This window comes from Janthinobacterium sp. 75 (assembly GCF_004365495.1).
In the GTDB taxonomy this organism is placed as follows: domain Bacteria; phylum Pseudomonadota; class Gammaproteobacteria; order Burkholderiales; family Burkholderiaceae_D; genus Janthinobacterium.
The window spans coordinates 38,282-52,310 of the sequence record NZ_SORD01000001.1; the positions used below are offsets into that span (position 1 = coordinate 38,282).

12 protein-coding genes are annotated in these 14,029 nt (G+C 61.1%); 2 read left to right on the forward strand and 10 right to left on the reverse strand.

What is annotated here, in order from left to right; translation table 11 throughout:
• Positions 1–23: 23 nt before the first annotated feature.
• A complete protein-coding gene (gene secA, locus C8C89_RS00195) occupies positions 24–2,792 on the reverse strand; it encodes a preprotein translocase subunit SecA (RefSeq protein ID WP_101483939.1) in 2,769 nt (922 codons plus the stop codon).
• 278 nt (positions 2,793–3,070) lie between these two features.
• Here secA and C8C89_RS00200 point away from each other — a divergent pair, with 278 nt between their 5' ends.
• Positions 3,071–3,580 (forward strand): DciA family protein, encoded by a 510-nt coding sequence (locus C8C89_RS00200; protein WP_101483938.1) that lies wholly within the window; start codon positions 3,071–3,073, stop codon positions 3,578–3,580.
• 146 nt (positions 3,581–3,726) lie between these two features.
• On the opposite strand, the gene lpxC is transcribed toward C8C89_RS00200, so the two are convergent.
• The 3 genes from lpxC to C8C89_RS00215 all read right to left on the reverse strand — a co-directional run bounded on the left by lpxC (position 3,727) and on the right by C8C89_RS00215 (position 6,514).
• The gene (lpxC, locus tag C8C89_RS00205; protein ID WP_133988609.1) at positions 3,727–4,662 is read right to left on the reverse strand and encodes a UDP-3-O-acyl-N-acetylglucosamine deacetylase; all 936 of its coding nucleotides are present in this window, start codon (positions 4,660–4,662) and stop codon (positions 3,727–3,729) included.
• 75 nt (positions 4,663–4,737) lie between these two features.
• Positions 4,738–5,580, reverse strand: coding sequence for a DMT family transporter (locus C8C89_RS00210; protein ID WP_101484870.1), 843 nt, complete (start codon positions 5,578–5,580; stop codon positions 4,738–4,740).
• A gap of 160 nt (positions 5,581–5,740) precedes the next feature.
• Positions 5,741–6,514 (reverse strand): helix-turn-helix transcriptional regulator, encoded by a 774-nt coding sequence (locus C8C89_RS00215; RefSeq protein WP_133988610.1) that lies wholly within the window; start codon positions 6,512–6,514, stop codon positions 5,741–5,743.
• Positions 6,515–6,618: 104 nt separating this feature from the next.
• On the opposite strand from C8C89_RS00215, the gene C8C89_RS00220 reads away from it, so the two are divergent.
• Positions 6,619–7,386, forward strand: a complete 768-nt coding sequence (locus C8C89_RS00220; RefSeq protein ID WP_133988611.1) for a class I SAM-dependent methyltransferase — start codon at positions 6,619–6,621, stop codon at positions 7,384–7,386.
• Positions 7,387–7,451: 65 nt separating this feature from the next.
• Here C8C89_RS00220 and C8C89_RS00225 read toward each other — a convergent pair whose 3' ends face one another.
• The 6 genes from C8C89_RS00225 to murC form a co-directional block, all read right to left on the reverse strand.
• Positions 7,452–7,958, reverse strand: a complete 507-nt coding sequence (locus C8C89_RS00225; protein ID WP_101483934.1) for a peroxiredoxin — start codon at positions 7,956–7,958, stop codon at positions 7,452–7,454.
• A gap of 234 nt (positions 7,959–8,192) precedes the next feature.
• Entirely contained in the window at positions 8,193–9,401 is a 1,209-nt protein-coding gene (ftsZ, locus tag C8C89_RS00230; protein WP_101483933.1) for a cell division protein FtsZ, read from the reverse strand.
• Positions 9,402–9,555: 154 nt separating this feature from the next.
• The gene (gene ftsA, locus C8C89_RS00235; RefSeq protein WP_010394955.1) at positions 9,556–10,788 is read right to left on the reverse strand and encodes a cell division protein FtsA; all 1,233 of its coding nucleotides are present in this window, start codon (positions 10,786–10,788) and stop codon (positions 9,556–9,558) included.
• A gap of 45 nt (positions 10,789–10,833) precedes the next feature.
• On the reverse strand, positions 10,834–11,652 hold the full coding sequence (locus C8C89_RS00240; protein WP_101483932.1) for a cell division protein FtsQ/DivIB: 819 nt from the start codon (positions 11,650–11,652) through the stop codon (positions 10,834–10,836).
• 1 nt (position 11,653) lies between these two features.
• Positions 11,654–12,622 (reverse strand): D-alanine--D-alanine ligase, encoded by a 969-nt coding sequence (locus C8C89_RS00245; RefSeq protein ID WP_243857850.1) that lies wholly within the window; start codon positions 12,620–12,622, stop codon positions 11,654–11,656.
• Position 12,623: 1 nt separating this feature from the next.
• The gene (gene murC / locus C8C89_RS00250; protein WP_101483930.1) at positions 12,624–14,027 is read right to left on the reverse strand and encodes a UDP-N-acetylmuramate--L-alanine ligase; all 1,404 of its coding nucleotides are present in this window, start codon (positions 14,025–14,027) and stop codon (positions 12,624–12,626) included.
• Positions 14,028–14,029 lie beyond the last annotated feature (2 nt).

A 14,029-nucleotide genomic window follows, 5' to 3' on the forward strand; every position in this document is an offset into this window, starting at 1 on the left:
TTGTTCAAGCTGCCAAACCGGCTTTACGCCAATTTTCCATGACAGGCTTTGTACTTCTTGCCGCTGCCGCAAGGACATGGGTCGTTGCGGCCCACTTTGACGCCCATGCTCACGCTCATGTCGTCAACGTTGTCCGTGTTGCCGCCAGCCGTAGGCGCCAGCAGTTCTTCCGGCGCCGCGTTCGGGTCGAATTCAGCGTGCTGGTAGTGCACGTTTTCCACATGCGACTGCTGCAGCGCCTGTTCGGCCGCATCGACTTCTTCGCGCGACTGGATACGCACCGTCATCACGTGCTTCGTGACGTCGTTCTTGATCATGTCGAGCATCTGGCCAAACAGTTCAAACGCTTCGCGCTTGTATTCCTGTTTCGGGTTCTTCTGCGCATAACCGCGCAGATGAATACCCTGGCGCAGGTGATCGAGCGCCGCCAGATGTTCGCGCCAGTGGCTGTCCACGCTTTGCAACATGACATTGCGCTCGAAGCCGCCAAACGATTCCTTGCCGACGATATCGATCTTCGACTGGTACACGGCATCGGCTGCGACCAGCACTTTTTCCAGGATCTCTTCGTCCGTCAGGCTCGAATCGGCTTCCAGCATGGAACGCAGCGGCAAGTCGAGCTGCCACTCGCTGGACAGGGTGTTTTCCAGGCCTTTGATATCCCACTGCTCTTCCACCGATTCGTGCGGCACGTACTCGTGCACCAGGTCGGTGAACACGCCGTGGCGCAGCGAGCCGATCATTTCCGAAATGTCGGTCGTTTCCAGCAGCTCGTTACGCTGCTGGTAAATCACCTTGCGCTGGTCATTGGCGACGTCATCGTATTCCAGCAATTGCTTGCGGATGTCGAAGTTGCGCGCTTCAACCTTGCGCTGGGCCGATTCGATCGAACGCGAGACAATGCCTGCCTCGATCGGTTCGCCTTCCGGCATTTTCAGGCGGTCCATCACGGCGCGCACGCGGTCGCCGGCGAAGATGCGCAGCAGCGCGTCGTCGAGCGACAGGTAGAAGCGCGACGAACCCGGATCGCCCTGGCGACCGGCACGGCCACGCAGCTGATTGTCGACGCGGCGCGATTCATGGCGTTCGGTGCCGATGATGTGCAAGCCGCCAGCATTGACCACATGGTCATGCAGCGATTGCCATTCATCGCGCAGGGTCTGCGACTGGGCGACCTTGTCGGCATCGTTCAGTTCAGGATTGGCTTCGATGAACTTGATCTGGTTCTCGACGTTGCCGCCCAGCACGATGTCCGTACCGCGACCGGCCATGTTGGTGGCGATGGTGATGGCTTTCGGACGGCCTGCCTGAGCGATGATTTCCGCTTCGCGGGCATGCTGTTTTGCGTTCAGCACGTTGTGCGGCAAACCGGCCTTGGTCAGGATGCCCGACAACAGTTCCGAGTTCTCGATCGAGGTCGTACCCACCAGCACGGGCTGGCCGCGCTCGTAGCAGTCACGGATGTCGTTCAACATCGCGTTGTATTTTTCCGCCGACGATTTGTAGACCTGATCCTGGCGGTCCTTGCGCTGCAGCGGACGGTTCTGCGGGATCACGACCGTTTCCAGGCCGTAGATTTCCTGGAACTCGTACGCTTCGGTATCTGCCGTACCGGTCATGCCGGCCAGCTTGGCGTACATGCGGAAGTAGTTCTGGAAGGTGATCGAGGCCAGGGTCTGGTTCTCGTTCTGGATCTTGACGCCTTCTTTCGCTTCGACTGCCTGGTGCAAGCCATCGGACCAGCGGCGGCCCGTCATCAGACGACCCGTGAATTCATCGACGATGACGACTTCACTGTTCTGCACCACGTAGTGCTGATCCTTGAAGTACAGCGCGTGCGCGCGCAGGGCCGCGTACAGGTGGTGCACGAGGGTGATGTTGGCCGAATCGTACAGCGAGGCGCCTTCCGGCAGCAGGCCCATTTCCATCAGGATGCGCTCGGCCTTTTCATGGCCCGCTTCCGTCAGCAGCACCTGGTGCGCCTTTTCATCCTTGGTGTAGTCGCCCGGCACGTCAACCTTGCCCTTGCCATCGGGCGTTTCTTCGCCGATCTGCAAAGTCAACAGCGCAGGCACTTCATTGATCTTGTAATACAGGTCAGTGTGGTTCTCGGCCTGGCCCGAAATGATCAAAGGCGTACGCGCTTCATCGATCAGGATCGAGTCGACTTCATCGACGATGCCGAAGTTCAGGCTGCGCTGCACTCTTTCGCGCGCTTCATAGACCATGTTGTCGCGCAAGAAGTCGAAACCGAATTCATTATTCGTGCCATACGTGATGTCGGAGTTGTACGCCTGCTGCTTGGCGCTGTGCTCCATCTGCGACATGTTCACGCCTGTCGACAGGCCCAGCCATGCATACAGGCGGCCCATGGTCTCGGCATCGCGCTGCGCCAGGTAATCATTGACGGTAACGATATGCACGCCCTTGCCCGACAAGGCATTCAGGTAGGCCGGCAAGGTTGCCATCAGGGTCTTGCCCTCGCCCGTGCCCATCTCCGCAATCTTGCCAAAGTGCAAGACCATGCCGCCGATCATCTGCACATCGAAGTGGCGCATGCGCAGGACGCGCTTGCTGGCCTCACGGCAGACGGCAAATGCTTCCGGCAACAAGGCATCAAGCGATTCGCCAGCGGCGATGCGTTCCTTGAAGGCAGGCGTCTTCGCTTGCAGCTCGGCATCCGACAGCTTTTCGATGGCCGGCTCGAGCGCATTGATCTCGCGTACCGTTTTTTGGTATTGCTTGAGCAGCCGCTGGTTGCGGCTACCGAAAATCTGGGTCAGTAATGACATGCTTGAATTCTTGAAAAAACGCCGTTAAAAAAAGCTCGGTAGGTAACAACGAGGTAACAATCGCGTGACCGCACGGAGTTCGACTATGGCAAAAGACGATGATTTTATCATGCGTCCCGCCAAGGTTGGGCTAATGCACCATATAACAATAGCTTAATGACAAACAAATGGCAGAAATTGCGGACATTTTCCATACTGTAAAGCAATACGACCAGCCAGCTTGCTCCGTATCTGTCGCCGCACTCGTCATGCGCGGGCGAGTGTGCTATGTTTCGGCCATGCGAACTCCCACTTACTCGAAGGCAGAACGCCGCGGCTACGGCTTTGCCCGTTCGGGCCCGGCCGTCACGGGCGCGACCGATTTTCTGCGTGGCAACGCGACGATGGCCTCCCTGATGCCCACCGTCACGCGCCTGGCCGCCCTGCAAAAAGATTGCGCCAAGGCATTGCCGGCGATGTTCGAGCATTGCGACATCCTGCAATTCGAAGGCGGCCAACTGGTGCTGGCAACGCCGAACGCGGCGCTGGCGGCCAAGCTCAAACAGCAATTGCCGAAACTGCAAGGGGAACTGGAAAGGAAAGGCTGGCAGATTTCAGGCATCAAGCTGAAAGTGCAAGTGATCAAGAGCATCGCGCCCATCGTGCATACACGCGCGCTGGTCTTGCCGGAAAAGGCCATGTCGGCCCTGGAAGAACTGAGCACGGCCCTGCCCGCGTCGAAACAGAACGAGCAATTGATCGCGGCGCTGCGCAACATGGTCCGCCACCACCGCGAACCTAAAGATTAAGACTGCCCGGCAACATTTTGACACCTCAGAAAACCGTAGCGAGCGGAAGGGAGAGGTGGCTAAGAAGCGCAACCGTACGAAGGTACGGTGAGCATCGCAGGCCGCCTATGCCGACGCGCAGTAGGTTTAATGAGGTGTCGCTCAGATCAGGTCAACGACCACTCGCGCTCCATCTGGCGCAGGTAGGATTGCGGCGCCGCCTCGTTGGTATCGAACGAGACAATTTCATACGATTCCGGCTGCTCCAGCAGCGCCAGCAGCAGCTGGTTGTTCAGTGCGTGGCCCGACTTGTGCGCCGTGTAATACGCCAGCAAGGGGTGGCCCACCAGATACAGGTCGCCGATGGCGTCGAGGATCTTGTGGCGCACGAACTCGTCTTCATAGCGCAAGCCATCGGCATTCAAGATACGGTATTCATCCATGACGATGGCGTTTTCCAGCGAACCGCCACGGGCCAGGCCCATGCCGCGCAAGCTTTCCACGTCCTGCATGAAGCCAAAGGTGCGCGCGCGCGCCACGTCGTGCACGTACGACACGTCGCCAAAGTCGACGGAGGCGCGCTGCATCGTGCCATCGACGGCCGGATGATTGAATTCAATAAAGAAATCGAGCTTGAAGCCGTCGTACGGCGACAAGCGCGCCCATTTCTCCGCGTCGCCCTTGCCGTGACGCACTTCCACCGGCTTGATGACCTTGATGAATTTCTTCGGCGCTTGCTGCTCTTCCACGCCAGCCTGCTGCAGCAGATAGACGAAGGACGAGGCGGAACCATCCATGATGGGAATTTCTTCTGCATTCACGTCGATGACCATATTGTCGACGCCCAGGCCGGCCGCAGCCGACATCAGGTGTTCCACGGTGGACACCCTGGCGCCATCCTTGATCAGCACGGAAGCCATGCGCGTATCGCCCACAGCCATGGCGCTGGCGGGGAACTCCACGATGGGATCGAGGTCGATGCGGCGAAACACGATGCCCGTGTCGATGGCGGCAGGGCGCAAGATCAGCTCGACCTTGGTGCCAGAGTGCAAACCGACACCGATGGTGCGGACCTGTTGTTTGATAGTGCGTTGTTTTAACATCTGTCGATTATATCTATTTGCCGGATTTTCGTTGCGGCGCGGCATGGCTCACGCCAGAAATACCACAACCGTTACTTATGGATGCTCGCTCTCGGCATGGACAGCCTCCCTGCGCACGAGGTAAATGCCGCTGCCGATGATGATGGCCGCGCCGATCAGGGTGTATTCGTCAGGCAGGGCGCGCCACAGCATCCAGTCCAGGGCCATGCCCCAGGCCAGGGCCGAGTATTCGAACGGCGCCACGCTGGACGCCTTGCCAAAGCGAAATGCCTCCGTAATGGCCAGCTGGCCCAGGAAACCGCTCAGTGACAGGCCAGCCAGCAGCCACCAGTCTTCGCGCCGGATGCTCACCCATTCATGCGCCGACAGGGCCACGCCACCGATGGCCATCATCACCATCAGCCAGAAGACCATGCTTTCGCTGGCGTCCGTGCGGCTCAGGATGCGCCCCGTGACGGCTGAAATGGCGTAACAGGCGGCAGAACCCAGCACGGCCAGTCCGGCCAGCGAAAAGAAACCCGAACCGTCGGGACGCAGCGCCACCAGCACGCCCAGCAACCCCACGGCGATGGCGCACCAGCGCGCGAAGTCAACTTTTTCCTTCAGGATAAACACCGACAAGACCGTAATCAGCAAGGGGGCGACGAAGAACAGCGCATACGTCTCGGCCAGCGACATGCGCTTCAAGCCGTAGGCGAACAGCGTAATCATCAGCACGCCCAGCGCGCCGCGCAGCAAGTGCAGCGGCCAGCGCACCTTCAGCAAGTTCTTGAAGGCGCCACGGTACAGCAGGTACAGGCACACGAGCGGCAGGGACGACAGGGCACGCAAGGCCGTCACCTGCATCGGCGGATAATGGGCGGACAGCAGCTTCATGGCCGTGTCCATCAGGGAAAACATGGCGACGGCGACCAGCATCACATAGATGCTGCGCAGGTTTTGGTTGCGGGGTAGCAGGACAGACTCCTGGCGAAAGAGCGGGACCGTCATCATGGCGACGGCCGGAGCCAGGACAGCATGGTTTGGAAAGGCAGGGCCAGGCGGTCGGCCAGATTATAGCAAGCCCGGCTGTTTTCCCTTATGACACAGGCAACAGCATCACCAGTTTCAATTCATGCTGGCGCGCCAGGTGCAAGGTTACCTGGTGATAGCCGAGCAAGCCCTGCTGCGGATGCTGGAAGCGGCGCAAGCCGCCATCGCGGCCCTGCACCTGCTGCGCGTCCCACCACTGGCGAAATTCAAGGCTGGCCTCAGTCAGTTCGCCGATCAGGCCGGCCAGCGGCGCCTGGTCCGCCTGTCGGCCGATATCGGCACGGAACTCCGCCACCAGGCGCTGCGCCCGCTCGGGCCAGCCGACGATCAGCTCACGCGCTCCAGGGGCCAGGAACATGAAGCGCAGCTGGTTCGGTGCGGCCGCTTCGCCATGCAGCCAGCCCGTGAACAAAGCGGACGCCGCCCCGTTCCACGCCACGGCATTCCATTCCCGGTCCAGTATGTACGCGGGCGCGTCGATGGCGGCAACGATGGCGGCCAGCTCGGCGGCGGCTGGCCCCTCGCCTTCGCCTATACCGTGGCTGGGGTCATGCTTGTCGGCCACTTCGAACAGATAGGCGCGCTCTGCCGCGCTCAGCTGCAGCACCTGCGCCAGGCGGGCCAGCATCTTGGCCGACGCCGACACGGGGCGCCCCTGCTCCAGCCAGGTCAGCCAGGTAGGGCTGACATCGCACAGCTGCGCCAGCTCTTCGCGCCGCAAGCCAGGCGTGCGCCGCCGCCCGCCACCGGGCAAGCCAGCCATGGCGGGGGTGACGGCTTCGCGCCGGGCGCGGATGAATTCAGCGAGTTTGTTCGACATGGCAGGGATGCATGGTAGTGGATATACCAGTATAAGTTATGGTCTTGTTACAGGATAATTTTATCCCTATTCTGCAGGAACTCACCCATCAACAGGAGAAAACCATGCAGCAGCACGATGTTGTCACCGAACAGTTTGGCAAGACGGCCAACGCCTACCTGAGCAGCGCGGTGCACGCGCAAGGCGCCGACCTGGTGCTGATGCAGGAATGTGCGCGCCGCCATGGCAAGCCAGTCGTCCTGGACCTGGGCTGCGGCGCCGGCCACGCCAGCTTCGCCGTCGCTCCCGTGGCCAAGTCAGTCGTCGCCTACGACCTGGCGCAGCCGATGCTCGACGTGGTGGACTACGCCAAGGCGCAGCGCGGCTTGCACAACATCTGCACGCAAGTGGGCGATGTGGCCCGCCTGCCGTTTGCCGACGCCAGCTTCGACATGGTCGTCACGCGCTTTTCCGCCCACCACTGGAACGACGTGGCGGGCGCACTGGCGGAAGCCTGGCGCGTGCTGCGTCCCAACGGCACCTTATTAGTGGTCGACATCGTGGCGCCCAAGACGGCCCTGTACGACAGCACCCTGCAGGCGGTGGAAATGCTGCGCGACGCCTCGCACGTACGCGACTACCGTACGTGCGAATGGGGCGCCAAGTTCGACCATGCAGGATTCACGCACAGCTTGCGCAGTGTATGGAAACTGAGCATGCAGTTTGACGAGTGGGTGGCGCGCATGCGCACTCCCGCCGAACGCGTAGCGGCCATCCGTAATCTGTTCGATGGCGCGCCCGATGAAGCGCGGCGATATTTTGCGCTGCAGGACGATTATTCGTTCAGTATCGATGCGGCCATGTTCGAGGCGACGAAACCTCAGGTGCAATAAAAAAACGGCGCCGATGGCGCCGTTTTTTGAAGGGGTCAGACCCGCCGGGTCTGACCCCATGTAACTTAAGCCAGTTGGCCCAGCAGCGTCTCGGCATTCGATACTTCAAACTTGCCGCCCTGCTCGATGTTCAATTGCGTCACGACGCCATTGTCGACCAGCATCGAGTAGCGCTGCGAGCGCGTACCCATGCCGTGCTTGGAGAAATCAGCATCCAGGCCCAGGGCCTTGCTGTAGGCGGCATTGCCGTCAGCCATCATGCGCACGACGCCGGTGGCTTTCTGATCACGGCCCCAGGCGCCCATCACGAACGCGTCGTTGACGGAGATGCACCAGATTTCATCGACGCCCGCAGCTTTCAGGTCGGCAGCGTGCTGCACGTAGCCTGGCACGTGCTGTGCGGAGCAGGTTGGGGTGTAGGCGCCGGGCAGGCCGAAGATGGCGATCTTCTTGCCCTTGACCAGGTCTTGTACGTTGAACGTGTTCGGGCCCAGTGCGCAACCTTCGGTTTCGCTTTCGATGAATTCGGCCAGGGTGCCTTCTGGCAGGGTGTCGCCGATCTTGATGGTCATGTTGACTCCTTGTGTACTGTCGGTTATGGACGCCGCCCGTTCCGTGGAGCGGACAGCGCCCGGGATCTGGTTCTGCCGGCATGATGCCGACACTGCGCGATAGTATGCCTGACTTGCCGTATTTGTGCAGAAAGTGGCCGGAAAGGCAAACGCAAAAGTCAAAACCCGGCAAAAAAAAACGGCGGCCCTCAGGCCGCCGTCATCTTTGCTGACATCAGATCACCTTAGCTCATATTAATCCGCTTGTTTACGCAGGAAGGCTGGAATGTCATACGTCTCCATGCCATTCTTTTCCATCGCGCGCACTTGCTCGGAAGCCGATTCGCGACGCCATACTGCCGGCGCCTTCATGCCGTCGAAACCGGCAGCCGGCGTGGCCACACCCACGGTGGTCGTCGCTGCCTGCGCGCCGCCCATCGCCGCTGACGGGGTCAGCGGGCTGTTGTGGGTGCCGGTGCGCAGCACTTGCTGCGGTACCAGCTGGATGTTCTTCTTCGCGCGGCCCAGGCCAGTGGCCACCACGGTAACGCGGATATCGTCGCCCATGGCGTCGTCGTAGGCGATACCTTGCGCGATCGACGCGTCCGGTGCGGCAAAGGCGCGCACGGCAGCCATGACTTCCTTGATCTCTTTACCCTTCAAGCCACGGCTGGCCGTGACGTTGACCAGCACGCCGCGCGCGCCGGACAGGTCGATGCCATCCAACAGCGGCGAAGCGACAGCCTGTTCGGCGGCGATGCGCGCGCGGTCAACGCCGGAAGCGGTCGCCGTGCCCATCATGGCCTTGCCCTGCTCGCCCATGATGGTTTTCACGTCGTTGAAGTCGACATTGATATGACCCGGCACGTTGATGATCTCGGCAATGCCGGCCACCGCGTTATTGAGCACATCATCGGCGTGCTGCATCCATTCCAGCATGCTTTCGTCTTCGTAGATCTCTTCCAGTTTTTCATTGAGGATGATGATCAGCGAATCGACGTGCAAGGACAGCTGCTCCAGGCCTTCGTCGGCGATGTCCATGCACTTCTGGCCTTCGTACGAGAATGGCTTCGATACCACGGCCACCGTCAGCGCGCCCAGTTCCTTGGCCACTTCGGCGACGATAGGAGCGGCGCCCGTGCCCGTGCCGCCGCCCATGCCGGCAGCGATGAAAACCATGTGCGCGCCGCGCAGCGCATCGGCGATGCGCGCGCGCGATTCTTCGGCCAGCTGGCGGCCGACGGCAGGCTTCATGCCGGCGCCCAGACCGGTATCGCCGATCTGGATGATGTTGTGCGCCTTCGATGTCGACAGGGCCTGTGCGTCGGTGTTGGCGGCAATGAACTCCACACCCGACATGCCTTTGTTGATCATGTGTTGGACTGCATTGCCACCCGCACCGCCGACGCCGACGACCTTGATGACGGTACCTATAGCTGTGTTATCGACCATATCGAACTCCATGATGTGCTCCTATCAGATGCGGTTTCCAAGCGCCAGGCCTCATATTGGTAGGAGAACTGGAGATTGAAAACTGCGGTTAAATATAAAATAAAGTTATGTGTGTGTACCTGCGATGCTGCCAAAAAACCTGTGCTGCCGGGCCTGAAATACGCCCTTAAAAATTCCCTAAAAACCATTCCTTCATGCGCTGCCAGACTGCCTTCACCGAGCCGTCCTGACGCGTCACAATGTGGCCGCGCAGGTATTGCTTCTTCGCTTCCAGCAGCAGGCCCAATACCGTGGCATAGCGCGGACTGCGCACCACGTCGGCCAGCTGGCCCCGATACTCGGGCGTGCCCAGGCGCGCCGGTTTCAGGAAAATGTCTTCCGCCATTTCCACCATGCCGGGCATGATGGAAGTGCCGCCCGTGAGCACGATGCCCGACGACAGCACGCCTTCATAACCGGATTCGCGCACCACCTGGTGCACCATCGCGAACAGCTCCTCGACGCGCGGCTCGATCACTGCCGCCAGCGCCTGGCGCGACAGGTTGCGCGGGCCACGGTCGCCCAGGCCCGGCACTTCCAGCGATTCGCCGGGGTCGGCCAGGACCTGCTTGGCTACGCCATAGCGGATCTTGATTTCTTCCGCTTCCGCGGTCGGGGTACGCAAGGCCATGGCGATGTCGTTGGTGATCTGGTCGCCGGCGATGGGAATGACTGCCGTATGGCGGATCGCGCCATCGGAGAATACCGCCACATCGGTCGTGCCGCCGCCGATGTCGATCAACACCACGCCCAGTTCCTTCTCATCGGGCGTGAGCACCGCATCGGCAGACGCCATCGGCTGCAGGATCAGGTCCGACACTTCCAGGCCGCAGCGGCGCACGCACTTGACGATGTTCTGCACCGCCGACACGGCGCCGGTGACAATATGCACCTTCACCTCCAGGCGGATGCCGCTCATGCCGATAGGCTCGCGCACATCTTCCTGGCTGTCGACGATAAACTCTTGCGGCACCGTGTGCAGCAATTGCTGATCGGTCGGAATGTTAACCGCTTTTGCCGTCTCGATGACGCGCGCCACGTCGGTCGCCGTCACTTCCTTGTCCTTGATGGCCACCATGCCGCTGGAATTGAAGCTGCGGATATGGCTGCCGGCAATGCCCGCATAGACATTGCGGATCTTGCAGTCAGCCATCAGCTCGGCCTCTTCCAGCGCGCGCTGGATGGACTCCACCGTGGCCTCGATATTGACCACCACGCCTTTTTTCAGGCCCTTCGATTCGTGCTGGCCCAGCCCGATCACTTCGTGGCGCCCGTCGGACATCACTTCGGCTACCACCGCCACCACTTTCGAGGTGCCGATGTCGAGGCCGACGATCAGGTTTTTCGCGTCTTTTGTCATTTCTGTCGCCTAGTTTTTTGGGCTATTGTTAAATTGATTATTCGGTTAAGTCGGTTTTTTAATCGGACTGCCATTTTTCTTCTTGATCGCTGGCGCCGGCCTGCCATCCTTGCCTTCGGCCGGTATCACCAGGCCGGCGGAACTGAGCGCCAGGCCATTCTGGTAACGCATATCGATCGTGTCGATATTCTCCAGCCGGCTCGCCAGCTGCGGGTAGATGCCCACCAGCCGGTCGACCCGCGCCTTCAGGGTCGTATGATTCTGCTCGCGCCCCAGCGCCACGCTCATGCCGTTGTTCAGTTTCACGGTCCACGCATAGCGGCTCGACAGCGACAGCGATTCAGGCACCATTTTCAGGGGCGAAAACCACTTTGCCAGCTGCACGTAGGTCGCCAGAACTTCCTTTTCGCTGCCATCGGGGCCGGCGAAGGCAGGCAATTCATGGTCGTCTTCGGCTTCGGCCACATTGGCCGTAAACACGTCGCCCTTGACCGACAGCAGGCGTCCATCCTCGCCCCAGGTACCCAGCGCCTCGTGTTCTTCCAGCGCCACGATCAGCTGGTTAGGCCACTCGCGCCGCACACTGGCACGGCGCACCCAGGGCACCGATTCGAACACCCCGCGTACGCTTTCCAGATTGGTCGTGAAGAAATTGCCCTTGATGCGCCCCAGGGTGCCGCTGCGCAGGGTCAGGTAATTCACGTGGCGCAGGCCCTTGTCGTCCGCGCTTTCCACCTTGATCGTGCGCAGGTCGAACATGGGACGCTGCGACACCCACCAGACGCCGGCCGCCACGCACACGACCAGAACCGCGGCCAGCAAGCCGTTGGCAGTCGTATTGAGGCTTTTAGCGTCATGCCACATATCAGCGCTGTCCCTTGTGCATTTTCAGGCTTGCGCCGGAAACGATTTCCAGGCACAGGTCTTCATAGCTGGTGCCTTCCGCGCGCGCCGCCATCGGTACGAGCGAGTGACCGGTCATGCCCGGCGAGGTATTCACCTCCAGCAGGAACAGCTTGCTGTCGGCAGCGCGCATCAGCACATCCACACGTCCCCAGCCTTCGCAGCCGAGCGCGCGGTACGCTTCCAGGGCGATGCGCTCCATTTCGGCCACGATCGCCGGGTCCAGCTGCGGCGGGCAGAAGTACTTGGTGTCGTCCGTGAAGTACTTGTTCTGATAGTCGTAATTACCTTGCGGGGCGACGATTTCAATCGGCGGCAGCGCGCGCGCCGTGGCGCCCTTGCCCAGGATCGCCACAGTAAATTCGCGGCCCTTGATGAATTCCTCGGCCAGCACCGAATCATCGAGACCGGCGGCGATGTCGTAGGCTGCCTGGAAGGCCGACGCTTCGTTGACCGTCGTAATGCCGATGCTCGACCCCTCATGCGGCGGCTTGACGATCAGCGGCAAGCCCAGTTCGGAGGCCACCTTGGCGAGGTCCGATTTACCATCGAGCACCGCGTATTTTGGCGTCGGCAGTTGGTGCATCAGCCAGATCATCTTGGTGTAAACCTTGTCCATGCCCACCGAACACGCCATCACGCCGCTGCCCGTGTAGGGAATGCCCAGCTGCTCCAGCGCGCCCTGAAGGCTGCCGTCTTCGCCGAAGCGGCCGTGCAGCGCGATGAAGACGCGATCAAATTGTTCAGCGGCCAGTTCGGCCAGGCTGCGTTCGCCCGTATCGAAGCCATGCGCATCCACGCCATGACTTTTCAAAGCGGCTAGCACGCCGGCACCGGACATCAGCGACACTTCGCGCTCGGCCGAGCGGCCGCCGAACAGGACGCCGACTTTGCCCAATTGTTTAACGTCGATAGCTGAAGCTTGGTTCACGTCAGGCCTTTACAGTGTGAGATTGATACGTTGTCAGTTGTTGCGGGATGCCGCTGATCGAGCCAGCTCCCATGGTCAGCACGACGTCTCCGTCGCGCGCCACGCTCATGATGGTGTCGGCCATGTCCGTCATGGACTCGACGAAAATCGGTTCGATCTTGCCGCGCGCGCGCAGCGCATGCGCCAGGGCGCGGCCGTCGGCGGCGACGATAGGCGCTTCTCCTGCCGCATACACTTCGGACAAGAGCAGCACGTCGGGTGCACCCAGCACCTTGACGAAATCCTCGAACAGGTCGCGCGTGCGGCTGTAGCGGTGCGGCTGGAACGCCAGCACCAGGCGGCGGCCAGGATAGGCAGCGCGCGCGGCAGCCAGGGTCACTTCCGTTTCCACCGGATGATGGCCGAAATCGTCGACCAGGGAGAAGCTGCCGCCATTTGGCAGCGCCACGTCGCCATAGCGCGTGAAGCGCCGGCCCACGCCGGAAAACTCGGCCAGGCCCTGCTGCGTGGCGCTGTCGGCGATGCCGATTTCGCGCGCGATGGCGATCGCCGAGCAGGCATTTTGCACGTTGTGCATGCCGGGCTGGTTCAGCACCACGTCGAGGTCGGGATAGCCTTCCTGCAGCACCGTAAAATGCATTTCCAGGCCGACGGCGCGCGCGTTGATGGCGCGCACTTGCGCGTCTTCAGCGAAACCGTAGGTGGTGACCGGCTTGGTGACGGACGGGATGATGGCGCGTACGTGCGGATCGTCGATGCACAGCATGGCGCGGCCATAGAAAGGCAGACGGTGTGTGAACTGCACGAACGCCTGCTTGAGCTTTTCGAAATCGTGCTCATAGGTGTCCATGTGATCGGCATCGATATTCGTGATCACTTCGATCATCGGCGTCAGGTTCAGGAACGAGGCGTCCGACTCATCGGCTTCGGCCACCAGGTAGTCGCCGGAACCGAGCTTGGCGTTCGCGCCGGCGCTGGTCAGGCGTCCGCCGATCACAAAAGTAGGATCGAGGCCGCCCTGCGCCAGCACGGACGCGACCAGGCTGGTCGTCGTCGTCTTGCCGTGCGTGCCGGCGATGGCGATGCCGCGCTTCAAACGCATCAATTCACCGAGCATCACGGCGCGCGGCACCAGCGGGATCTTGCGCGCGCGCGCAGCCGCAACTTCCGGATTGTCTTGCGGGACGGCGCCCGAGGTCACCACCGCATCGGCGTCGCCGATGTTCTCGGCCGCGTGGCCGAGCATGACGGTCGCACCAAGGCTCGCCAGTCGCTGCGTCGCCGCATTGCTGCCCAGGTCGGAGCCCGACACCTTGTAGCCCAGGTTGACCAGCACTTCGGCGATGCCGCTCATGCCGCTGCCGCCAATGCCGACAAAGTGGATATTGTTTACTTTATGCTTCACAG

Excerpts from the sequence above, each read along its gene's own strand:
- secA (WP_101483939.1), bottom strand. The coding sequence starts at position 2,792 with ATGTCATTACTGACCCAGATTTTCGGTAGCCGCAACCAGCGGCTGCTC.
- C8C89_RS00200 (WP_101483938.1), top strand. The coding sequence starts at position 3,071 with ATGCGAACTCCCACTTACTCGAAGGCAGAACGCCGCGGCTACGGCTTT.
- lpxC (WP_133988609.1), bottom strand. The coding sequence starts at position 4,662 with ATGTTAAAACAACGCACTATCAAACAACAGGTCCGCACCATCGGTGTC.
- C8C89_RS00210 (WP_101484870.1), bottom strand. The coding sequence starts at position 5,580 with ATGCTGGTCGCCGTCGCCATGTTTTCCCTGATGGACACGGCCATGAAG.
- C8C89_RS00215 (WP_133988610.1), bottom strand. The coding sequence starts at position 6,514 with ATGTCGAACAAACTCGCTGAATTCATCCGCGCCCGGCGCGAAGCCGTC.
- C8C89_RS00220 (WP_133988611.1), top strand. The coding sequence starts at position 6,619 with ATGCAGCAGCACGATGTTGTCACCGAACAGTTTGGCAAGACGGCCAAC.
- C8C89_RS00225 (WP_101483934.1), bottom strand. The coding sequence starts at position 7,958 with ATGACCATCAAGATCGGCGACACCCTGCCAGAAGGCACCCTGGCCGAA.
- ftsZ (WP_101483933.1), bottom strand. The coding sequence starts at position 9,401 with ATGGAGTTCGATATGGTCGATAACACAGCTATAGGTACCGTCATCAAG.
- ftsA (WP_010394955.1), bottom strand. The coding sequence starts at position 10,788 with ATGACAAAAGACGCGAAAAACCTGATCGTCGGCCTCGACATCGGCACC.
- C8C89_RS00240 (WP_101483932.1), bottom strand. The coding sequence starts at position 11,652 with ATGTGGCATGACGCTAAAAGCCTCAATACGACTGCCAACGGCTTGCTG.